This window comes from Roseivivax isoporae LMG 25204, from assembly GCF_000521865.1.
Taxonomy (GTDB): Bacteria; Pseudomonadota; Alphaproteobacteria; order Rhodobacterales; family Rhodobacteraceae; genus Roseivivax; species Roseivivax isoporae.
Genome location: NZ_JAME01000037.1, coordinates 18,834 through 40,144, shown reverse-complemented (window position 1 = coordinate 40,144; position 21,311 = coordinate 18,834). Strand labels below are relative to the sequence as shown.

General features: G+C 70.8%; 15 protein-coding genes and 2 pseudogenes. 9 read left to right on the top strand and 8 right to left on the bottom strand.

Annotated features, from left to right (window positions below; genetic code table 11):
• A pseudogene (locus RISW2_RS19105) lies at nt 1-255 on the bottom strand (transposase); the annotation flags it as partial.
• Nucleotides 256-318: 63 nt separating this feature from the next.
• Between RISW2_RS19105 and RISW2_RS19100 the strand changes: the two are divergent.
• A pseudogene (locus RISW2_RS19100) lies at nt 319-1,285 on the top strand (IS110 family RNA-guided transposase).
• A gap of 175 nt (nt 1,286-1,460) precedes the next feature.
• Here the strand turns inward: RISW2_RS19100 and RISW2_RS24670 are convergent.
• Complete coding sequence (locus RISW2_RS24670; protein WP_156943896.1) at nt 1,461-2,360, bottom strand: GT-D fold domain-containing protein; 900 nt, start codon at nt 2,358-2,360, stop codon at nt 1,461-1,463.
• A 354-nt stretch (nt 2,361-2,714) separates the two neighbouring features.
• Between RISW2_RS24670 and rfbC the strand changes: the two genes are divergently transcribed.
• Both rfbC and rfbB read left to right on the top strand, forming a co-directional pair.
• Nucleotides 2,715-3,284: a dTDP-4-dehydrorhamnose 3,5-epimerase gene (rfbC, locus tag RISW2_RS19095; RefSeq protein WP_043774110.1), complete on the top strand. Its 570-nt coding sequence runs from the start codon at nt 2,715-2,717 to the stop codon at nt 3,282-3,284.
• Complete coding sequence (gene rfbB / locus RISW2_RS19090) at nt 3,281-4,327, top strand: dTDP-glucose 4,6-dehydratase (RefSeq protein ID WP_043774109.1); 1,047 nt, start codon at nt 3,281-3,283, stop codon at nt 4,325-4,327. The genes rfbC and rfbB overlap by 4 nt, the downstream gene beginning before the upstream one ends.
• 7 nt (nt 4,328-4,334) lie before the next feature.
• On the opposite strand, the gene RISW2_RS23650 is transcribed toward rfbB, so the two are convergent.
• Complete coding sequence (locus RISW2_RS23650; RefSeq protein WP_051492171.1) at nt 4,335-4,991, bottom strand: sulfotransferase family 2 domain-containing protein; 657 nt, start codon at nt 4,989-4,991, stop codon at nt 4,335-4,337.
• A 214-nt stretch (nt 4,992-5,205) separates the two neighbouring features.
• On the opposite strand from RISW2_RS23650, the gene rfbD reads away from it, so the two are divergent.
• The 3 genes from rfbD to RISW2_RS23645 all read left to right on the top strand — a co-directional run bounded on the left by rfbD (nt 5,206) and on the right by RISW2_RS23645 (nt 8,362).
• Complete coding sequence (gene rfbD, locus RISW2_RS19080; RefSeq protein ID WP_043774108.1) at nt 5,206-6,066, top strand: dTDP-4-dehydrorhamnose reductase; 861 nt, start codon at nt 5,206-5,208, stop codon at nt 6,064-6,066.
• Nucleotides 6,063-6,953 carry a glucose-1-phosphate thymidylyltransferase RfbA gene (gene rfbA, locus RISW2_RS19075; RefSeq protein WP_043774107.1) on the top strand — a complete coding sequence of 297 codons (891 nt, stop codon included), beginning with the start codon at nt 6,063-6,065 and terminating at the stop codon, nt 6,951-6,953. Before rfbD ends, rfbA begins: the two co-directional genes overlap by 4 nt.
• A 92-nt stretch (nt 6,954-7,045) precedes the next feature.
• Nucleotides 7,046-8,362: a calcium-binding protein gene (locus RISW2_RS23645; RefSeq protein WP_051492170.1), complete on the top strand. Its 1,317-nt coding sequence runs from the start codon at nt 7,046-7,048 to the stop codon at nt 8,360-8,362.
• Here the strand turns inward: RISW2_RS23645 and RISW2_RS25505 are convergent.
• Together RISW2_RS25505 and RISW2_RS25840 are read right to left on the bottom strand one after the other, a co-directional pair.
• A complete protein-coding gene (locus RISW2_RS25505) occupies nt 8,346-10,322 on the bottom strand; it encodes an acyltransferase family protein (RefSeq protein WP_051492169.1) in 1,977 nt (658 codons plus the stop codon). The two genes, RISW2_RS23645 and RISW2_RS25505, sit on opposite strands and share 17 nt — an antisense overlap.
• Before the next feature lie 106 nt (nt 10,323-10,428).
• Nucleotides 10,429-12,456 carry a glycoside hydrolase family 16 protein gene (locus tag RISW2_RS25840; protein WP_043774106.1) on the bottom strand — a complete coding sequence of 676 codons (2,028 nt, stop codon included), beginning with the start codon at nt 12,454-12,456 and terminating at the stop codon, nt 10,429-10,431.
• 348 nt (nt 12,457-12,804) lie between these two features.
• Here RISW2_RS25840 and RISW2_RS19055 point away from each other — a divergent pair, with 348 nt between their 5' ends.
• The 3 genes from RISW2_RS19055 (at nt 12,805) to RISW2_RS23640 (ending at nt 18,037) form a co-directional block, all read left to right on the top strand.
• Nucleotides 12,805-13,872 carry an acyltransferase family protein gene (locus tag RISW2_RS19055; protein ID WP_051492168.1) on the top strand — a complete coding sequence of 356 codons (1,068 nt, stop codon included), beginning with the start codon at nt 12,805-12,807 and terminating at the stop codon, nt 13,870-13,872.
• 2 nt (nt 13,873-13,874) lie between these two features.
• Nucleotides 13,875-15,128, top strand: coding sequence for an O-antigen ligase family protein (locus tag RISW2_RS19050; RefSeq protein WP_043774105.1), 1,254 nt, complete (start codon nt 13,875-13,877; stop codon nt 15,126-15,128).
• Nucleotides 15,129-15,253: 125 nt separating this feature from the next.
• Entirely contained in the window at nt 15,254-18,037 is a 2,784-nt protein-coding gene (locus RISW2_RS23640) for a family 16 glycosylhydrolase (RefSeq protein ID WP_051492167.1), read from the top strand.
• A 7-nt stretch (nt 18,038-18,044) separates the two neighbouring features.
• Here the strand turns inward: RISW2_RS23640 and RISW2_RS19040 are convergent, their stop codons facing one another.
• From RISW2_RS19040 to RISW2_RS19030, 3 genes are read right to left on the bottom strand one after another with little or no spacing between them, the layout of a single operon-like run.
• The gene (locus RISW2_RS19040; RefSeq protein ID WP_051492166.1) at nt 18,045-18,947 is read right to left on the bottom strand and encodes a glycosyltransferase; all 903 of its coding nucleotides are present in this window, start codon (nt 18,945-18,947) and stop codon (nt 18,045-18,047) included.
• Nucleotides 18,947-19,930: a sulfotransferase family protein gene (locus tag RISW2_RS19035; RefSeq protein WP_043774104.1), complete on the bottom strand. Its 984-nt coding sequence runs from the start codon at nt 19,928-19,930 to the stop codon at nt 18,947-18,949. Before RISW2_RS19035 ends, RISW2_RS19040 begins: the two co-directional genes overlap by 1 nt.
• Nucleotides 19,927-21,300 carry a polysaccharide biosynthesis protein gene (locus RISW2_RS19030; RefSeq protein WP_156943895.1) on the bottom strand — a complete coding sequence of 458 codons (1,374 nt, stop codon included), beginning with the start codon at nt 21,298-21,300 and terminating at the stop codon, nt 19,927-19,929. Before RISW2_RS19030 ends, RISW2_RS19035 begins: the two co-directional genes overlap by 4 nt.
• Nucleotides 21,301-21,311 lie beyond the last annotated feature (11 nt).

The following is a 21,311-nucleotide window of genomic DNA, read 5'->3' as shown; positions in this document are numbered from 1 at the left end:
GGTCGAAACCGGGGCCAGTTCACTGTCTGACAACGCGTTACGGAACCAGTCGGCATCGTAGCCGCGGTCGGTGAGAAGCCAGTCCCCTTGCGGAAATCCGCTCTGGAGCGCGAGCGCGCCCTTGTAGTCGCTGACTTGGCCGGCGGTCACGAAGAGGCGGACAGGCCGGCCCTCGGGGTCCGTGACGGCGTGCAGCTTGGTGTTCATCCCGCCTTTCGTTCGACCGATCAGGCGGCCACGCCCCCCTTTATGGATGGCCCGCCCCTTCCGCCGAAGCCTGTGTAGGCTGTCGGTGTTCAAAGGAGGAAGGAGCGAACCATGATCATAGTGATCCTCGGTATCGATCTGGGCAAGAACAGCTGTAGCCTGGTCGGACTGGATGAGAGCGGAACGGTCGTGCTGCATCGGCGGATGCGCCGGGACGGGGTGATCGCTCTCGCGTCGAAGCTGCCATCCTGCATCATGGCGATGGAGGCATGCTGCGGCGCGCATCACGTGGGACGAGCGCTGGCAGAATTCGGCCATGAGATCCGGCTGATGTCGCCGGAGTACGTGAGACCCTACGTGAAGGCACAGAAGAACGATGATCGCGATGCCGAGGCCATCGCCGAGGCGGCGACCCGACCGACGATGCGGTTCGTCGAGCTCAAGAGCGAGGAGCAGCTCGACGTTCAGACCCTGCACCGGGTACGGGACCGGCTCGTGTCAGAGCGCACGTCTTTGACCAACCAGATCCGGAGTCTTCTGCTCCAGCGTGGGCATATCGTGGCGCAGGGGCACGCCAAACTGCGCAGCAAGCTAATTGAGCTGCTTCATCCGGACGCGGAAGTACTGAGCCCGCGCATGGCCTTCCTGCTCGAGGACATGCGCGCGAGATGGGCGGAACTGGACCGGCGCATTGCTGCTTTCGATGCTGAGTTCGCCGCCATGGCGCGCACCGATGAAAGAGCCCGGCGCCTGACCGGCATTCCAGGGATAGACGCCCTGAACGCCACCGCGCTGGTGGCTGCCGTGGGCGACGCGGCCACGTTCTCGAAAGGCCGGGATCTCGCGGCCTGGCTTGGCCTTGTTCCGCGCCAGGCGACGACCGGCGGCAGGCCCAGGCTTCTCGGCATCACCAAGCGCGGGAGCCGGTATCTGCGAAAGATGCTGATCCAGGGCGCCCGCGCCGCCATGCCGCACGTCTCGCAACAAGACGGGACGGTGGCTGCGGGCGCTTCTGGCGCGAGCGCATCCCAACGTCGCCGTGGTCGCGCTGGCCGCGAAGATGGCGCGCATCGCCTGACTATGATCACCGTCCACTCTACCGTACTGACCGTCCTCGTCGACATCGACATTTCCAAGCAGCGAAATAGGGCGCTGATGGGGAGCCAAGACAAGAACGACCTGAAGGGTGCTCAGGTGCATCGCTGTCGCGATGGAAGTTTTATTTTTCGAACATTTACGAGTGGGGTGAATACCTACCAGTAGGATGAAGCATCCACGCGTTGATGTAGTTTTGGAATTTCGCTTGGGTGTGGGCGAATCCAGCCGAATCGAAATGCGTCCTTGTAGTTTGGATTGTTCTCCCACCGCGCTCCAAGAATTCCGAAAGCGAGCTGCATCTTTCCGCCAAAGTGGATTGCCTTGCGTCCCATGTCGCGTACAAAGCCAGCAAGAGGCATTCCGTACGAGCCTGCGCCTATTAGAGCGACATCGAAGTCTCGTTTTGCAATTTCAGATTTGGTGCGGACCAGTTCATCGGTCCAGGTTAGGTTACCTTCTTCTCCAGCAAAGGTCACTGGAGGTTTTAGAATCTCGAAGATCGTGTCATCAGGCCAAAGATTTTGCACGACGCTAATCTCGTTGCGTCTCTCTAGCTGCTTTGTGATACTTTTGACGAAAGGGTGTACGATAAGGACTTTTTTTCCACTGAGCTCTTGAGTCCATGGCCTTTCTTGGTGTCGGTGTGCCAAAAGTATGGGGCAAAAGCTATTTAGATGGCAAAGCGCCTTTGGGGCAACATAGCTAGCCAAATTCACCTGGAAGTCGTAGCTCCAAATCGCAAGTATATCTGTTTTCATTCCTGCAGCGAGAGTTTCCACTGCACAATTTCGAACCATTAGTCGGTTAGGGGGTACAATACCCGCGTTGATACGAGCTTGGCCAGCAAGGCCCTGATCGACATCTGGGCGGCGGCGTAATATGATTTCGCCGATTAGCTTTCCCTCTATTCCGCCGAAGCGAGCCAATAAGAATGGTTCGGCCCTTTGGAAAGCCGAAACGATGTCTTGGTTTACTTGCGCCGTCGTACGCATGCGCCTTTGCAAATTTGGGGGTAGCACAAGTGGTGGCTTTTGAGGCTTCTCTGAATCCGCCACGTTCTTTCTCCTTATTCTACCTACACGCAGAGGTTCCCTAGAGGGGAGGGTCTCCTCCGACGTTTTTCTTCGTCTGAACATATACTCGGCGAGTAGAGCTTGATGAAGTCGAAATCGGAGGGGCAAGCCAGCAGTGGTGAAGGATAGGATGAGTTCAGATGGCAGTCTGCATGCATGCGGAACATTTGCTCTTGACTAGCCCTTCCGGCGGCTTTTAGCCGTGCTCAGTTAACCGGTTAAATGCTTGTGCCAATAAAATTGGCCGAGCATCATCTTGGTTCCTGAACCCGGATGACAGCGCGTCGGGGTGTTGCTATGGCGCTCCAGTGATAACTGGAAAAGTCAGACTGACCGATGCAGATCGAACTGACCCCCCTGCCAGGCGTCGTCATCCTGACGCCCGCGCGTCATGGCGATGAGCGTGGCTTCTTCTCCGAGAGCTGGAACCGGCGGCGGATGGCGGAGGCGGGGCTCGACGTCGACTTCGTGCAGGACAACCACTCGCTCTCGGCCAGGGCCGGTACGGTGCGGGGGCTGCATTTCCAGGCGCCGCCGCATGCGCAGGCCAAGCTCGTGCGCTGCGGGCGGGGGCGGCTCCTCGACGTGGCGGTGGACATACGGCGCGGCAGCCCGACCTACGGGCAGTGGACCGGGGTCGAGCTCAGCTTCGAGAACGGCCGGCAGCTGCTGATCCCCGAGGGCTTCCTGCACGGCTTCGTCACCCGCGAGCCCGACACCGAGATCGTCTACAAGTGCTCGGACCACTACGCGCCCGACTGCGACGGCGCGGTGCTCTGGAGCGATCCGGACATCGGCATCGACTGGGGCCTCGGGGGCACCGAGCCGGTCCTGTCCGACAAGGACGCGCGCGCGCCGCGCCTCGCGGATTTCGACACGCCCTTCACCTGGGAGGGCGCCGCATGAAGCTCCTGGTCACGGGGGGCGCGGGCTTCATCGGCTCTGCGGTGGTGCGGCTCGCGGTGGCGCGCGGCCACCACGTGGTCAACCTCGACGCGCTGACCTATGCCGCCTGCCTCGACAACGTGGCGGAGGCGGCGGAGAGCCCGCGCTACGCCTTCGAACATGCCGACATCCGCGACCGCGCGGCGCTCGACCGCATCCTCGATGCGCATGCGCCCGATGCGGTCCTGCACCTCGCGGCCGAAAGCCACGTGGACCGCTCGATCGACGGGCCGGGCACCTTCGTCGAGACCAACGTGACCGGGACCTACACGCTGCTCGAGGCGGCGCGCGCCTACTGGACCAAGGCCGGACGGCCCGGGGATTTCCGCTTCCACCACGTCTCGACCGACGAGGTCTTCGGCTCGCTGCCGCACGATCCGGACGTGAAGTTCACCGAGGACACGCCCTACGACCCGCGCTCGCCCTATTCGGCGACCAAGGCCGCCTCGGACCACCTGGTGCGCGCCTGGCACGAGACCTACGGCCTGCCGGTGCTGCTGACCAACTGCTCGAACAATTACGGGCCCTACCATTTCCCCGAGAAGCTGATCCCGGTGACGATCCTGAACGCGCTCGCGGGCCGACCGCTGCCGGTCTACGGCGACGGCTCGAACGTGCGCGACTGGCTCTATGTCGAGGACCATGCCGACGCGCTCCTGCGCGTGCTCGAACAGGGCAGGGTGGGGCGGTCCTACAACATCGGCGGCGAGAACGAGCGCAGCAACCTCGAGCTCGTGCGCACGCTCTGCGGCATCCTCGACCGGCTCCGGCCGCGTCCCGAGAGCCCCTATGCCGACCTCGTCACCTTCGTCACCGACCGCCCCGGTCACGACGCGCGCTACGCCATCGATCCCACGCGCATTCGCGAGGAGCTCGGCTGGCGCCCCTCGGTGACCGTGGAGGAGGGGCTCGAGCGCACGGTGCGCTGGTATCTCGACAACGAGGCGTGGTGGCGCGCCCTGCAGGACCGCGACGGCGTCGGCCGGCGGCTCGGCACCGGGTGAGGCGGCGCTACCGAGGCGCCAAGTCGTAGCTCTCGTAGCCGAAGTGATCCATATCCGCGGCATGCAGATCTTCGATCCGGTCCCGCAGCGTGCGGCTCGAGAGGACCTTGCGCATTTCTGCCGGGGCGGCCGAGCGGTTGACCCTCGGGGGCGCCCCGGGCCATGCCAGCGGCACGTCCAGCGCGTGCAGTGTTCGAGCCAGATCGCGGGCGAAGCTCTCGAGGTGGATGACGTGATCGGCAGGCCGGACACCCTCGTCAGTGTCGAGGTGATGCATGGCGGGTCGCCATTCCGGTCGCTGCAGCATGTCCTCGAAAAGAGCTTCATCCCAGATCGGCGGACGCATTTCCCAGGTATCCGCAGCACTCCGCGTCATCCATCGATGGGGGCTGAAGTAGGCCGAGACCAGACGCTCGAACGGGTGCCGGACCGAGATGATCACTCGGCAATCGTCCAGTCCCATGCCGAGCCGCCGGGTGTAGTCGGCGAGCGTGGCGTGCTTGCGGGGGGTGACCGGCCCCCGGACCTCGAAACGGTCCCGCCCGTCCTGATGGCCGGTGCAGACTTTCCTGTCGTCGCTGAGGTCCAGCAGCAGCGACTGGATGGTGTTCCCGCCAGTCTTAGGGACGTGCAGGTAGATGAAGCGATGGCTGCTGGACATCATGGCGCCGGATCCGGTCAAGGTGCCGGGTCGGTATACACGAGCGAAGCCGAGGAACCACCTTGCCTCGCCGGCACCAAGCCGCGTTGGAGGCGCACGGGGTCCAAAGTTGGGCGGCTCGAGCGGCTGCCCTCCGGTTGCAGATCGGGACGCGGCGGACTACGCCATGCGCGGCGCGCTGGCGATGGTCTTCGCGGGCCCTTGAGGGGAGACGGACATGACGATCCTGGTCTTCGGCCGGACCGGACAGGTGGCCACCGAACTGGCGCGGCAGGCGGGCGGGGACGCGGTGTTCCTCGGGCGCGAGGCGGCGGATCTCTCCGACCCCGCCGCCTGCGCCGCGGCGATCGCGGCGCATGGGCCCCGGGCGGTGATCAACGCCGCCGCCTGGACCGGGGTCGACGCGGCGGAGGAGGCTGAGGCCGAGGCGCACGTGGTCAATGCCGAGGCGCCGGGCGCCATGGCCCGCGCGGCGGCGGCGGCCGGCATCCCCTTCGTGCACATCTCGACCGACTACGTTTTCGACGGCGCGGGCAGCACGCCCTTTGCCCCGGACGCGCCCACGGCGCCGCTCGGCGCCTATGGCCGCACCAAGCTCGCGGGCGAGGCGGCGGTGCGCGCGGCGGGCGGCCCCCATGTCATCCTGCGCACCTCCTGGGTGGTCTCGGCGCACAGGCGGAACTTCGTGAAGACCATGCTGCGTCTCGGGGCCGAGCGCGACCGGCTCACCATCGTCGCCGACCAGGTGGGGGGCCCGACGCCCGCCGCCGACATCGCGCATGCCTGCCGCGGGATCGCCCGCGCGCTCGCCGACGATCCCGGGCTTTCCGGGACCTACCACTTCGCCGGGGGTCCGGATGTCAGCTGGGCCGATTTCGCGCGCGAGATCTTCCGCCAGGCGGGCCTCGCGCCCGAGGTCGTCGACATCGCCACCTCGGACTATCCCACCCCGGCCGCGCGGCCGGCCAATTCGCGTCTCGACACCGGCGCGACCGAGGCCGCCTTCGGCGTCGCGCGGCCGGACTGGCGCCGCGGCCTCGCCGACATCCTCAAGGAACTCGGAGCATCCCGCACATGAGCGATCGCAAGGGCATCATCCTCGCCGGGGGCTCGGGCACCCGGCTCTACCCGGTCACGCTCGGCGTCTCGAAGCAGCTTTTGCCGGTCTACGACAAGCCGATGATCTACTACCCGGTCTCGGTGCTGATGCATGCGGGCATCCGCGAGATCGCCATCATCACCACGCCCGAGGACCAGGACCAGTTCCGCCGGGTCCTGGGCGACGGCAGCCAGTGGGGCCTCGCCTTCACCTACATCGTGCAGCCGCGCCCCGAGGGGCTGGCGCAGGCCTACCTCCTGGCCGAGGACTTCCTCGCGGGTCGGCCGTCGGCGATGGTGCTCGGCGACAACATCTTCTTCGGCCACGGCCTGCCGGAGCTCCTGGCCGGCGCGGATGCGCAAGGCTCCGGCGGCACCGTCTTCGGCTACCGCGTGGCCGATCCCGAACGCTACGGCGTCGTCGACTTCGACGACGCTGGGCGGGTGCGCCAGATCGTCGAGAAACCCGCGGTGCCGCCCTCGTCCTACGCGGTCACCGGGCTCTACTTCCTCGACGGCACCGCGCCCGAGCGCGCGCGCAAGGTCACGCCCTCGGCGCGCGGCGAACTCGAGATCACCACGCTCCTCGAGATGTACCTGGCCGACGGACAGCTCACCGTGCAGCAGATGGGCCGCGGCTATGCCTGGCTCGACACCGGCACCCACGGAAGCCTCCTCGACGCGGGGAATTTCGTGCGCACGCTGGAGAAGCGCCAGGGCCTGCAGACCGGCAGCCCCGACGAGATCGCCTATGCCCTCGGCTGGATCGACCGCACGGCGCTGGCCGAGCGCGCGAAACTCTTCGCCAAGAACGATTACGGCGCGTATCTCGCCAACCTCGCGGCACACGAGCCGCCGGCGCGCTGAGCCGCGCCGCCCGGAAAGCGGGCGGTTCCTGAAACTCGGGTCGGGGCGCGTCCGTGGCTCCTGTTGTCCCGAAGACAGGAGAAACCGGACTTATGGCACATCTCGACCCGACTTATGCATCCTTCGAGGCCTTTCTCGGCCGCGACGACGTCGACGGGTTCTGGGCGGTGGATCTCGCCGCGCTGAACTCCTCGGGGGTCACCGGTGACGCGATCCTCTCGCTGAACACCGAGGCCGACGGCTCCCGCTACCTGAACGTGTCGATCCTGGCCGAGGGCCTGACGCCGGGCGAGACCCATGTCCAGCACATCCATGGCCGCTTCGACGATGACGGCAACCCGATCGATTCCGTCACCCCGGGCCTTGCGCAGGATGCCGACGGCGACGGCATCGTCGAGGTGATCGAGGGCGTCGCGTCCTACGGCGACGTGCTCCTCAGCCTCGTGACGCCCGAGGGGGGCAACCATCCCATGGCCGACATGAACGGCCAGCTGAGCTTCCTGCAATCCTACGAGCTCGGGAACGATGCGAACTTCGGCAGCCCCGTGACCGGCGCGGAGTACACCGCCGAGGACATTCTGCCGCTGACCTTCCGCGAGATCGTGCTGCACGGGCTCGACGTGCCGGGCAATATCGGCGGCGGTGACGGCGAGGTCGACGGCACGCAGGACGGGTACGTGCCGATCCTGCCCGCGGCGGCCGGAGAGATCGAGGCCATCGATCTCGACGAGGCGCTCGACCGGCTCGAGGACCAGCGCGCGGAGGCAAGCGACAGCTTCGTCTTCGGCGCGGAGGACGACGTCTTCGACGCGGGCGCGGGCAACGACACCGTTTCCGGGGGGGGCGGCAACGACACGCTCTCGGGCGGCGGCGAAGGTGACGTGCTCATGGGCATGAACGGCGACGACATGCTCTCGGGCGATGCCGGCAACGACGTCGTCATCGGCGGCGCGGGCGACGACATGATCTTCGGCGGCACCGGCGCGGACCGCCTCATCGGCCAGTCGGGCAATGACACGCTGACCGGCAACGCGCTGTCGGACACGCTCCTGGGCGGTGACGGCGACGACGTGCTGAACGGCGGCTACGGCTTCGACGAGGCCATGGGCGGGGCCGGCGCCGACCAGTTCTTCCACCTGGGCGCCGAAGGGCACGGCTCCGACTTCATCGGCGACTATGCCGGGGACGAGGGCGATCTCCTGGTCTATGGCGGGGTCGCCAATGCCGGGGACTTCCGCCTGACCTACGCCGATTCCGGTTCGGGCGATGCGGGCGTCGAGGAGGCCTTCATCACCCACATGCCTTCGGGCCAGGTGCTCTGGGCGCTGGTCGACGGCGCCGCGCAGGACGAGATCAACCTGCAGATCGCGGGCCAGGCCGGCATCATCGAACTCACCGCGATGGGCTGAGCGGAGCCGCGCTCCCGGTTCCCGCCCGTCCCTCCCGGACCGGGAGGGCGGGACAGGGATCGGGGGCGCAGTCGGCGAGGTCGTCCGCGGTCCCGAAGGGGGCCGCGGTGCGGAAGGCCTCGGCGAAGCGGGCCGCGCCCGCGCGGGTGAGGTGCGTCGGGTCGAGGAGCAGGAGCGCGTCGCCGGCCACCGCGCCGCAGCCGGGCCTGTCCGCGCAGAAATAGACCTCGGTCGGCAGCACCGCGAGCCTGCCCAGATCGGCGCGCGCGGCCGCGTCGGCGAAGGCCGTGCCCTCCGCAGTCTCGGGATGCAGCGCGGCGACCGCCGGCAGCCCGCCCAGGAGGAAGCCCTCCTTGAGGCCGGGAAACTCCGGCATCGGCGAGAACAGGTAGACCTCGTCAAAGGCCTCGGTCCAGAAATCGGCGAGCCGCGACAGGTAGGCGGGCGCGAGCTCGTTCGTCTCGAAGCGGTTGGCGAGGACCACGCGCTCGGCGCCGGCGGCGCGGGCGGTCTCGACGAAGGCCGCGAGCAGGGTGTCGCAATAGGACGGCCCGCCGCTCTCCGGCAGGAGCGGGCAGCCCGCCCCGGTCATCTGCAGCGGCGCCATGCCGGCGAGGCGCAGCACCGCGGCCTTGTCGGCGGCGTGGCTGTCGCCGTAGAGCGCGAGCACCGGGCCCGGCCCCTCCGGCCCGCAGGTCCAGGCGCCGAGGAAGTCGTCGAGCCGGGCGCGCTCCCCCATCCGGTTGTAGTGGCAGGTGCCCTGGCCGATCGCCTCGAAGCGCTCGGCCTCGGCGGCGGCAAGCACCGCCTCGCGCTCGAAGAAGGCGGGCGGCATGCGGCCGGAGAAGCCGTCGGCGGCGATGCCGATGGCGCCCAAGCCGATGGCCGCGGCCATGCCCGCGCCGCTGAAGGCGAAGATCTGCCCCCGCCGCGGCAGCAGCGAAAGCTTGCCCCGGCGGAACGGCTGCTCGACGAAACGCCAGCTCAGATAGCCGAGGAGCAGCGACGCCGCGGCGAGCGCCAGCATCAGCCCGAGCGGCGGCTCGCCCGGGCTGCGCAGCCGGGCGAAGGCCAGGAGCGGCTGGTGCCAGAGGTAGACGCTGTAGCTGATGAGCCCGATCCCCACGACGGGTCCGACCGACAGGAGCCGCGCCACGCGGGTGCCGCTCCGCGCGAACAGCAGCACGAGCGCCGTGCCGAGGACCGGGGGCAGGGCGTAGAGGCCGGGAAACGGCGTGGTGGCGTCGTAGAGGAAGATCGGCAGCACGATCATCGCCATCCCGAGCCCGGCCAGCGCGTCGCTGCCCCGCCGCCGCTCGGGGCGGTCGTGGAAGGCGCAGAGCGAGCCCACGAGCAGCTCCCAGGCGCGGGTCGGGGTCAGGTAGAACACCGCCTCGGAGCTGATGGCGTCGTTGCGCTGCGCCCAGAGGTTCAGCCCGAGGCTCGCCGCGGCGAGCGCCGCCACCACCCACATCAGCCGCTCGCGCCGCCAGCGCCAGAGCGCCCAGAGCAGGAGCGGGAAGATCAGGTAGTACTGTTCCTCGACCGCGAGGCTCCAGGTGTGCAGGAGCGGCTTCTCCTCGGCGGCGGGGGCGAAGTAGCCGCTTTCGCGCCAGAACAGCACGTTCGAGAAGAACAGCGCCACGGCGATCAGGCTGCGGGCGAATTCCTCGAAGATCGACGGCAGCATCCACGCCCAGGCGAAGGGCAGGCAGATCAGCAGCACCACGAAGAGCGCGGGCAGGATGCGCCGGGCGCGGCGCTCGTAGAAGGTCAGGATGCTGAAGCGCCCGGCCTCGAGGTCGCCGAGCAGGATCGTGGTGATCAGGAAGCCGCTGATCACGAAGAAGACGTCGACGCCGACGAAGCCGCCGGAAAAGAGCCCGAGCCCGGCATGGAAGAGCACGACCGGCACGACCGCGACCGTCCGCAGGCCGTCAATCTCGCTGCGATACTTCATCCGAGGTCCGCTTCCCGTCTGGTGGCGCGCCTGCGCCGCACCTTCCCCGAAACCGGCCGCGAGGCAAGGGGCCGCGCGCGCCCCTTTTGTCCGGCAACCGCCGCCATCAGGGCAGGCCGAGCGCGCGCCGCGCCGCCGCGGCGTCGAGCCCCTCGATCAGCAGGCTCTGGTCCGGCGCCAGGTGCACGAGCGCGCCGCCAGGGCCCGGCTCGACCCGCGGCGGACCCTCGAGCCGCAGCACGGGCGCGGGCGCGAGCGTCACGCCGTCGCGGAAGCCGCGCAGCCGGTCGTGGCCGTCGCCCGGCCCGATCCGGATCGTCACGGTCTCGGCGCGGTCGGTCACCACGAGCAGGTCGTCGCCCGGCCCCCCCGCAAGCGTCACGCCGCGGCCCTCGGCCTCGAGCCGGTCGTCGCCGGGGCCGCCCTGCAGCACCGCGCCCGCGCCGCGCACGACGCCGTGCCGGATCCCCTCGGGCAGCGTGTAGGGGATCCAGGAGATCACCGTGTCGAGCCCGGTGCCGGCGGGGGTCTCGATGGCGCTCGCCGTGTGCGCGATCATGAAGCGGTCGGGGCCCTCGGTGCCGACCATGCGCACCGGCCGGCCCTTGTCGTTGAGCCAGGCGGCGGGCGGCGTGCCGGTCAGCACGCCGTCGCCGTCCTCGTCGAGCGTCGGGCGGGAGGGCAGGTCGGCGCGGCTCGCCCAGATGTCGGGCCCGACCGACCAGCGCACGCGGAACTGCCCGGCGTGGAAATCGGCCACCTGCGCGTCGCGGAAGACGACCGTGTGCGGCCAGTCGGGATCGGCGCCGGCAGAGAGCCACACGTCGTCCCCGACCTGGGTCAGCCGGCGCAGCGCGTCGGCTTCGTCCGCGAAGGGATAGCCCTCGAGCTCGACCACGTCGTCCGCGTCGAAGCCCTCGAGGATCTTCTGCGCGCGCCCGCGCGAGAGCCGGATCTCGTCGGCGCCGCCGCCCGTCCGCACGATGTCGAAACCCGCCCCCGGCACGATCACGTCGTCGCCCGGCGTGCCGAGGATCACGCTGTCGCGCGCGTCGAAGGGATCGTCGCCCGCGCCCATGTCGAGGGTCAGGCCGGGCCTGAGCGCGCGCACGGTGATGCGGCGGATCAGGAAGTCGTTCTCGGGTGTCAGCACCCGGTCGAGCGCCGCGGGGCGCGGGCGGAAGATGCCGCCGCGGGCGGTGAACTGGTCGTTCGCGATCACGAACATCGGGTCGTGCACGTCCTCGGGGGTGGGCGTGCGGTAGATCTCGCGCAGGTTGTCGCGGTCGGGCCCGAAGTAGAAAATCACGTGCTCGGGCGTCCAGAGCGCCGCGTAGACGTGGAAATCGGCGTAGATGTCCGCGCCGAGGGCGGCCGCGTCCACGAGGTGGTGGAAATTGCGGATCTCGCGGGAGCCGCGCATCTTCACCTTGGGCTCGCGCCCCTCCTCGGTGGTGGCGAAGGGATTGTCGATGTCGGTGGCATGGGTCGGCTCGCCCTCCGCGTCGAGCGCGTCGAAGAACACCGCGGTGTTGAAGGTGCCGTCCTTGGGCGTGGGCAGGTCGAGCCCGTCGCCATAGGCCTCGACCACGTCGATCTCGGGCGGCCAGCCGGGCCCGGCGAGGGTCAGCCAGAACGCGGGCCAGCGCCCGCGCCCGCGCGGCATCCGCGCCTCGATCTCGAAATAGCCGTAGACCTGCGACCAGGTCTCGGCGGTGGTGATGCGCGCGGTGCCGTAGCGGATCCGGTCCGCCCGATCGCCCTGGCCCGTGCGCGCCATGTAGGCGCGGAGCTCGGGCAGCACCGCCTCGGGCAGGCGCAGGCTGCGCAGCGACAGCCCCTCGGGCGTCACCGCGAGGAAGTCGGGCAGGAGCGCGTCGGCCTCGGGGCCGAGGATGCCCCGGTCGAGGAACACCGCCTCGCTCGCATTGGTCATGAGCCGCCCGGTGCGCCCGCCCGTGGACCAGAGCCCGGTGACCCCGTCATAGCGCCGGAGCGGGCCCTCGAAGCTCTCCTCGAGGATCGGGACCGTGCCCGCGAGGTCGGGTCCCGCGGACCCGGACGCGGCCGGGACGGGGCCTGCGGCGAGCGCCGAGGCGAGCGCGAGGAACGGCAGGAACACGGAAAGCCGCATGAGGGACCTTTCTGGAGAGGGGCGATTCGGCTGCGGGGCCCGCGCAACCGACGGTAGAGGCGTGGCGGGAGCGCTGCAAATGGCGGCGGCGGAGCGTCGCGCGAACTTTATCGCGTGCTGCCCGCGCATGCGGCACGCCGCGGCACGGATTTACGTTTTGGCAATCCCGCGGGCATCTTGTATCCGGGGCGTGGCGCGGGGCCCTGGGGCCCGCGCGCGGGAACGGCCCGTCCGGACCCGTCCTCGGATCAACCGCCCGGAACGCCCGCCCGTGCCGATGCCCGCCCTTCCGCGCCCCTCGCAGCGCCCGACGCCCCGGCCCCCCGGGTCTGCGGGACGCCGCTCCGCATGAACCGCATCCACGCCATCCAGTACCTGCGCGCGCTTGCGGCGCTGGCCGTGGTGGCGCTGCACACCGGCAAGCGCGCGGCCGAGAGCCTGCCCGAGGGCGCGGTCCTGTGGCTGCCGCTCGGCAATGCCGGGGTCGACCTGTTCTTCGTCATCAGCGGCTTCATCATGTGGAGCATCGGCCACTACACCCAGCCGGCGCCGGGGCCGTTCCTGCTGCGGCGGGCCTTCCGCGTGGCGCCGCCCTACTGGATCGCGACGCTGGCCTGGCTCGGCCTCGTGACCGCGGCGGGCTACGACTGGATCACCGTCACGGCGGGCCACGTGGCCGCCTCACTGGCCTTCGTGCCGCATTACTCGCCGACCTTCGGGGACCAGGTCTGGCCGGTGCTCGTGCCGGGCTGGACACTCAACTACGAGATGTTCTTCTACCTCGCCTTCGCCGCCTGCCTGTTCGTGCCGGCGCGCCACAGGCTCATGGCGCTCGTGGGCCTCCTCGGGACGCTCGTGGTCCTCGGCGCGCTCCTGGCGCCGCGGGCCGCGATCGCCGCGACCTACACGAGCCCGCTCCTTCTCGAGTTCCTGGGCGGCTGCCTCGTCGCGGCGCTCTGGCTGCGCGCGCCGGGGGGGATCGCGCGCAACGCCGCCGTCCTCGCGGCGGGGATCGCGGTGCTCCTGCTCTTCGGCCGCGGCGTCGACCCGGACGACCACGCGCAGCGCACGCTCGTCTGGGGCACGGCGGGGGTGCTGATCGTGTCGGGCACGCTCGGGCTCGGGACGCTTATCCCGCGGCTGCCCCGGCTCGAGCGGCTGGGCGACGCGAGCTACGCCATCTACCTCTTCCACCTGCTGCTGGTGGTGCCGGCGGCGGAGGTCTGGCAGCGGCTGCCGCAGCTGCATTCGGCCCCGGGCGCGGCGCTCTTCGTGGTCCTGACCATGGCGCTGGTGATCTGGATGGGGCTCGCAATCTTCCACTACGTGGAGCGGCCGCTGCAGCGCCGCCTGAACGGGCTCGTGCTCGGGCGGCAGGGCGCGCCCGCCGCCGCCGCCCCGCGCGAGGCGCGCTGACCATGACCGCCTTCGCCGCCGTCCCCGAGGACCGCGCCCGGATCGACCTCTGGACGCTCGTCGACGCGGGCCTCCTCTACGTGGTGATCGCGGTCAGCTCGGACATGCTGGTGCAGCTCGGGCCGGTGCAGTCCCTGGTCTGGCTCATGTGCTACGGGCTGGCGCTTTTGCGGATGGTGCTGACCTGGCCCTATTTCCTGGCGGTGGTAGGCCGCAACCGGCTGGTCCTGGCCTATCCGCTGGCCTGCCTCGCCTCGGTCCTGTGGTCCTACGACCGGGGCGAGACGGTGGTCTCGGGCCTGCAGCTCGGCATGACCATGGCGATCGGCACCTATCTCGGCTGGCGCTACTCGCTGAACGCGCTGCTCAAGGTCCTGGCGGTGGTCCTGTCGGGGGCGGTCATCCTGTCGATGCTGCACTGGGCGACCGGGGCGTTCCCCTGGCCGGTCTACACCCGGGCCGGGGGGCTCGCGGGCCTCTTCTCGCACAAGAACATGCTGGGGCTGCGGGCGACCTTCGCCATCGTCGCGATCATGGCGATCTGGCTCATGCGCCCGGCCGAGGCGGGGCGGCTCGTCCGGTTCCTGCTCGTGCCGGCGATGGCGGCGTCGGTCGTGGTGCTGGCCTTGTCGCAGGCGATGACGGCGGTGCTGCTGACGCCGGTCCTGGCGGGGCTCCTGTTCCTGTTGTGCGTCCGCCGGGTGCCGCCGGTCGCCGCGCTCGCGGCGCTCGGCGGCGGCGTGATCGCGCTGGCGGTGGGCCCGGTCCTGCTCGCCATCCTCGGCATCGACCCTGTCGAGGCGGTGCTCGACGCGGTGGGCAAGTCCGCGACGCTGACCGGGCGCACCTATCTCTGGGAGATCGCCGGAGAGGTCAGCGCGGGGCATCCCTTCCTCGGCGTGGGCTACGGCGCCTTCTGGGAATCCGGCGCCTTCCTGAACGAGCGCATCGCCACCCAGCACGCGGGCGCCACCACCAGCCGGTCCTTCCACAACTTCGTGCTCGAGATCCTCGTGGCGGCGGGCTGGCCCGCGCTCCTCGCCATGATGGCGCTGATCCTCGCGACCGCGCGGCGCCTCCTGCGGCTGCACGCCGCCTCCGGCTCGGCCGGGGCGGCGGGCGCGCTCGTGCTGCTCGTGGGCTGCGTGGTGGCCTCGCTCGTCGGCACCTCGCTCTATCGCGGGCACGAGCTGATGATCGTGCTGCTCACCGCCTTCTTCGTGAGCAGCGACGAGGACCTGCGCGCCCTCGCCTGAGCCCGGCGCCGCAACGTCACGGCGGAAATCCTCAAAAGTTGCATTGCATGTCATCTTTTCCCGTCATGCGGTAGTGGGGCGCGGGGACCGCCGGTCCCCGGCAGCAGGACGGAACGGGAGCAGGCATGACCACCATCACGGGCACCGACGGGCGCGACGCGCTCAGGACCGGCGCGGACGGCGACCGGATCGAGGCGGGTGCGGGCGGCGACTACATCTTCAACCGCCATGCGGGCACCGTGCTCGAGGGCGGCGCCGGCGACGACCAGTACCGGCTCTACGATCCCGACGCGACCGTCGTCGAGACCGCCGACGGCGGCCACGACACGATCTGGGCCTGGCGGTCCCTGACCCTGCCCGAGCACGTGGAGGACGCGGTCTTCAAGGGCGTGCGCTTCTGGCATTCGGTCGAGGGCAACGGGCTCGACAACCGGATCAGCGCGGGTGACGGGCGGCAGGCGCTCGCCGGGCGGGGCGGCGACGACACGCTGACCGGCGGGGGCGGGCGCGACACCTTCCACGTGGAGCCGGGCGAGGGCCACGACCGCATCACCGACTTCACCCCGGGCACCGACATCCTCGCGCTCTGGCTGCCGGGCTTCGAGAGCGCCGCGGCGATCCTCGACGCCGCCGAGGACACCGGCGCGGGCACGCTCCTGCGGTTCGGCGAGGCGCAGTCGGTGCTGCTCGAGGGCGTGGCGACGGCGGACCTCACCGCCGCCGATTTCGGGCTCGGGCCCTCGCCGCTCGACCTGCTCGACGGCCGCGTGCCGACCTTCGCGGACGAGTTCGACGACGCCGGCACGCTCGCCGGCGGGCCTTGGCAGTCCGCGCCCCCGAACGGGCACCCGGTGACCGCCGGCCTGGCCCGCGGCGCGCGCGAGCATACCTACCTTTCCGCGGAAACAGGGTCGCATTCGCCCTTCTCGGTCGAGGACGGGATCCTGTCGATCACCGCCCGGCGCACGCCCGAGGACCTGCAGGACGAGGTCGCCACCGACTGGGTGTCGGGAAGCCTCGTGACCCACGGCACCTTCTCGCAGCTCTACGGCTATTTCGAGGTGCGCGCGCGGATCCCCGAGGGGCAGGGCTTCTGGCCGGCCTTCTGGCTGACCCGCGACGATTTCCACTGGCCCCCTGAGATCGACATCCTCGAGGCCCTGGGCGACCAGTCGACCCGCTACCGCGCCGCGGTGCATTCCGAGATCTGGGGCACCAAGGTCACCGCGGCCGAGCAGTGGATCGTGCCCGACACCGCCGCGGACTTCCACGATTACGGCGTGCTCTGGACGCCCAGCGAGCTGGTCTTCAGCTTCGACGGGCGCGAGATGTTCCGCGTGCCGACGCCGCCCGACATGCACGAGCCCATGGCGCTGACGCTGAACCTCGCGGTGGGCGGCTGGACCGGCGGGCCGGGTGCCGGGACGCCCGACGCGGGCGCGTTCGAGATCGACCACGTGCGGGTCTACGACATCCCCGGCATCGAGGAGATGCCCCGCTCGGAGGATCTCGGGCCCTATGCCGATCTCGAGACGGGACGGCTGACCACCGGCGCGCAGAAGGAGATCGACCTCTACGGCCCGGCCGTGCGCCGGGTGTCGGTGGAAGGCACGCCCGGCCTCGCCCTCGCGGCGGGAGAGGACGCGACGCTCGTGGGCGACGGGGCCGCGAACCTGCTCGCCGGCAACGCGCTCGGCACCACCTTCAACGGCGGCGCGGGCGACGACACGCTCCGGGGCGAAGGCGGCAACGACATGCTGATCGGCGGCGACGGCGACGACCGGATCGAGGGCGGCCCGGGCGTCGACCGGATGGTCGGCGGGGCAGGCGACGACACCTACGTGCTGCGCACCGGCGACGGGGCGAATGCGGGCGGGGTCGACCTCGTCTGGGAACGCGCGGGCGAGGGGACCGACACGCTGTTCCTTGCGGACGCGCGGCCCGAGGACGTGCGCAGCCACGTGGACTGGGCGCGCTGGCATGTCAGCATCGACACGGGGACCGGGACCGAGCGGGTGATGCTGAAGGCGACGCCGGGCATCGGCGGACACGACGTGGGCACCCATGTCGAACGCGTGGTCTTCGCCGACGGCACGGTCTGGGACATGACCGGGGGCCTCTTCCTCTTCGACGACGACGGCGCGCACACGAGTTCGGGCAGCGTCCATGCCGACACGATCCTCGGCGCGGGCGGCGACGACACCCTGATCGGGATGGACGGCGACGACCTGATCGAGGGCGGCGCGGGCATCGACGTGCTCTACGGCTGGAACGGGGACGACATCCTGCGGGAAACCGGCTCCGAGGGCGGCAACAGGCTCCACGGCGAGGCCGGCGCGGACACGCTGGAGGCCGGGGACGGGGGCGACCACCTCGACGGGGGTGCGGGCGACGACGTGCTCCGGGGCGGGGCGGGCAACGACACGCTCGTGGGCGGCACGGGCCGCGACCGCGTGCAGGCGGGGCCGGGCGCCGACAGCCTCGACGGCGGGGCGGGGGCCGACCGCCTCCTGGGCCAGGACGGCGGCGACACGCTCGACGGCGGGCCCGGCCACGACATGCTGGCGGGCGCGGACGGGGCCGACCGCCTGTCGGGCGGGGTGGGCAGCGACGCGCTCTGGGGCGGGGCGGGGGCGGACACGCTCGACGGCGGGCCCGGGCGCGACCGGCTGACCGGCGGGGCCGGCGACGATGTCTTCGCCTTCCGCCTCGGCGAGATGGACGGCGACCGGATCGCGGATCTCGAGGCCGAGGACCGGATCGAGGTGGCGATCGCCTCCGGGCAGGGGCCGGTCTCGGTGGTCCGGGAGGGGGACGCGCTCGTCTTCCTCGACGCGGACGGGGACGTGGCGGCGCGCCTCCTGACCGAGGCGGGCCTGCCCGAGGATGTGACCCTGATCCCGCTCTGAACGCGCCTCAGTCCTCGTCGGCGTACCAGAGGCCGGCGCCCAGATCCTGCCCGGCCGCGCGGCGCGCGGGCGGGATCACCAGCGGAAAGAGCAGCCGGCGCGGCCCGAAGCCCACCCGCGCGGTGCGCATGTCGGACCAGACCGACCACGCGCCGTAGAGCGCGTCGATCCGCCGGGGCAGGCCCGCGATCCCGGTCCGCGCGAGGTGCCGCATCAGCACGTGCATCTGCGCCTCGCGCAGCGCGTAGCGGCGGTGCCGCCGCCAGAGCGCCCGCACCCCCGCCAGCGAGGTGAGCGGGAACGAGCGGTAGTCGAACCGCGCCCCCGGCACCGGGCGGATCCGCGCGAGCTCCGGCGCGGCCTGCGGGTCGAGGTCGCGCAGCAGCATGTTGCGCAGGAAGGTGTCGTCGCCGATCAGCCCGACCGGCATCCAGAACCGCCCGCGCATGCGCGCCACCACCGATCCGCGCAGCGCGTAGAAGTTGCCGGGCAGGCCGTGGTTCTCGAGCACCCGTGCCGCCCAGTCCTCGGCCCGCCGGCCGCCGCGGGGCAGCGCCGAGGCGGCGAGCGCCTCGGGATGGGCGTCGAGCGCGGCCCGCAGGAGCGCGATCGACCCGTGCGAGACCTGCACGTCGCCGTCGATGAAGACATGCGCCTCGGCCTCCTCGGGGGCGAGGTGCTGCACGTAGACGTCCCAGGCATTGGCCTTGTCGCCGAAGGCGATCTCGACGCCCCGGACCCGCGGATCCTCCGCGGCGACGGCCTCCACCCGTTCCATCGTGCGGTCGGTGGTGCCGTTCACCAGCACCGTGACCCGGTCGCGGGGCCCGATCCCGGCCGCGGCGACGGCGGCGAGCGCCGCGCCGATATGCGCCTCCTCGTTGTGGGCGAAGATCGCGACGGACAGCATCAGGAGGCCTTCTGCCCGCTGCCCGCGTGCCGGCCGATGCGCGGCCCGAAGACCCGCCGGTGGCGGTCGAAGAGCCAGCGCTGCGCGCGCACGACCGGCGGCAGCGTCGCGGCCCGGCCGCGCCAGGTCTCGAGCGTCGGGCGGACCGGATCGGTCGGGTAGCCGAGCCGCGCGAGCGTGTCGTTCATGATCGGCCCCACCCGCGCGAGGTCCTCGGGCGAGAGCTCGTGTCGCCAGGCCTCGGCCCGGCTCGCGTCGACGGGGGTCGTGACCTTGCCCTTCCAGCTCGTCTCGGTGGGCTTGATGACCGTGGTGCCGCGCGCGGTCTCGGCCATGCCCGGGGCGGGCTCGACGCCGAGATGCGCGCAGAGCCGCGCGAGCTCGGTCCCGGGATCGGCGATGAGCGCCTCGTAGCGCACCGTCATGAGCCGCGGGCCGGCGGCGGGGGCGAGCGCGGCGCCGAGCGCCATGTTGCGCACCCATTGCCGCGCGAGCCGGGGCGCGTCGGAACTGGCCCAGGCGACCTTCTGCAGCGAGCGGATGCAGGCGCGTCCGTCGCGGACGATCCAGACGATCCGGCAGTCCGGGAACCAGGCCGACAGCTCGTCCATGTGGCGCAGGTGCAGCGGCGTCTTCTCGACCACCCGCGTGGCGCCGTGGGCCGCGCGATAGTCCTCGAGCAGCGCCGCGAAGAGCGTGCGCTCGTCCACGGGCCCGTCCCCCGCGGCGGCGCGCAGGCGCGCGGTGAAGGCGTCCCCGTCCGCGATCATGTATTGCAGCGGCCCCCGCATCGCCGCCGCAGTCACCGCCCCGGGGCCTTTCGCGCGCGCGGCCCCGAGCTGGTAGCGGACCTGGCAGAGGAACAGGCTCTCGGGCGTCGCCACGAAATCCGGGTGCCGGCCCAGCATGGAGGCGAGGAGCGTGGTGCCCGAGCGCGGATGGCCGACCACGAAGACCGGGGCAGGGGGCGCGGGTCGGGTCATGATCCGTCTCCGGGGGGCGTCTGCCGGCGCGCGCGGAGGAACCGCAGGAGCGCCCCCGGGGCCGAGGTGTCGATGCCGGTCGCGGCCCGCGCCGTCCACCAGAGCGCGCCGTAGCCGAAGCCGAAGGCGCAGACATAGCCCGCCGCGGTCAGCCGCGTGGCGTCGAGCCCGGGCAGGAGGAGCGACAGGGCCGCGCTCGCGGGCAGGAGGAGGAGCGTCACGAGCTGGATCCAGAAGATCCGGTGCCTCAGGTCGTGCACCAGCAGCACGAGGTCGGCCTTGCCGAAGAGCGCCTGCACCAGCGGGATGCCGAGGAGGATCAGGGTGATGTCGTCGGCCACCGCGTAATGCGTGCCGAAGAGCGCGAGGAGCGGGTCGAGAAGCAGCGCCACGACCGCGACCATGCCCGCGCAGAGCAGCACCTTGACCCCGCCCGCGACCGCGAGGAAGCGCGTGATCCGCCCCGTGTCGCCCGCGTGCAGCGCCCGCGACAGCTTGGCCGAGAACGAGATCTCGACCGAGGAGATGGCGAAGTTCAGAAGCCCCGAGACGCTGAGGGCCACGGTGATCAGCGCCACCTGGTCGAGCGGCAGCACCGCCGAGGCGGCGACGATCATCACGAGCTTGGCGTTGTCGTTGACCATGCGCGTGGGCAGGAGGAAGAGCCCCGTGGCGACCCAGGAGCGGGCGTTCTCGATGCGCGGCGGCTGCGCGGTGACGAAGGCCATCGCCTCGCGCAACAGGTGGGCCTGCAGCGCGATGTTCACGAGCACCGTCGCGCAGTAGAGCATGAGCGCCCCCGAAAGCGACAGCGGCAGCCCGAAGGCCGCGACGACCAGCAGGGCCGCGAGCAGCATCACCGGGCGCACGAGCTCGCGCGGCACCTGCGTCGCCGCCGCCTTGTCGAGCGCCACGCCGATCGCCGCGCCGGTCTGGACCTGCGCCATGCCGAGGATCGCGACCGCGGTTAGCCCGATCCCGGCCGTGGCGGCGCCCAGGAGGTCGGGGAAGCGCAGCCAGACGATGCCGAGGAAAAGCGCCATGGCCACGGGCGCGGCGACCAGGTTCACCCGCCGGGTGAAGGCCACGAAGCCCGCGGCGAGCGCGTCGTCGCCCGCCTGCCGCGCCGCCACCACCGTGCGGATCGCCACCGGCGCGAGGTTCAGCGTCGCGAGCGGCACGAGCAGGAGCGCCAGCGACCAGAGCGAGGAGACCGCGCCGAATTCCTCGGGCGTGAGCAGCCGCACGAGGATCACCGTGTAGACGAGGGTCGCGGCGGTGCCGCCGCCGCGGGCCAGCATCACGTAGAAGAAGGCGGTGAGCGCCTGCAGCACCTCCGATCCCGCCACCCGCTGTCTGGCCTTGAGCACGTGCGTTTCCC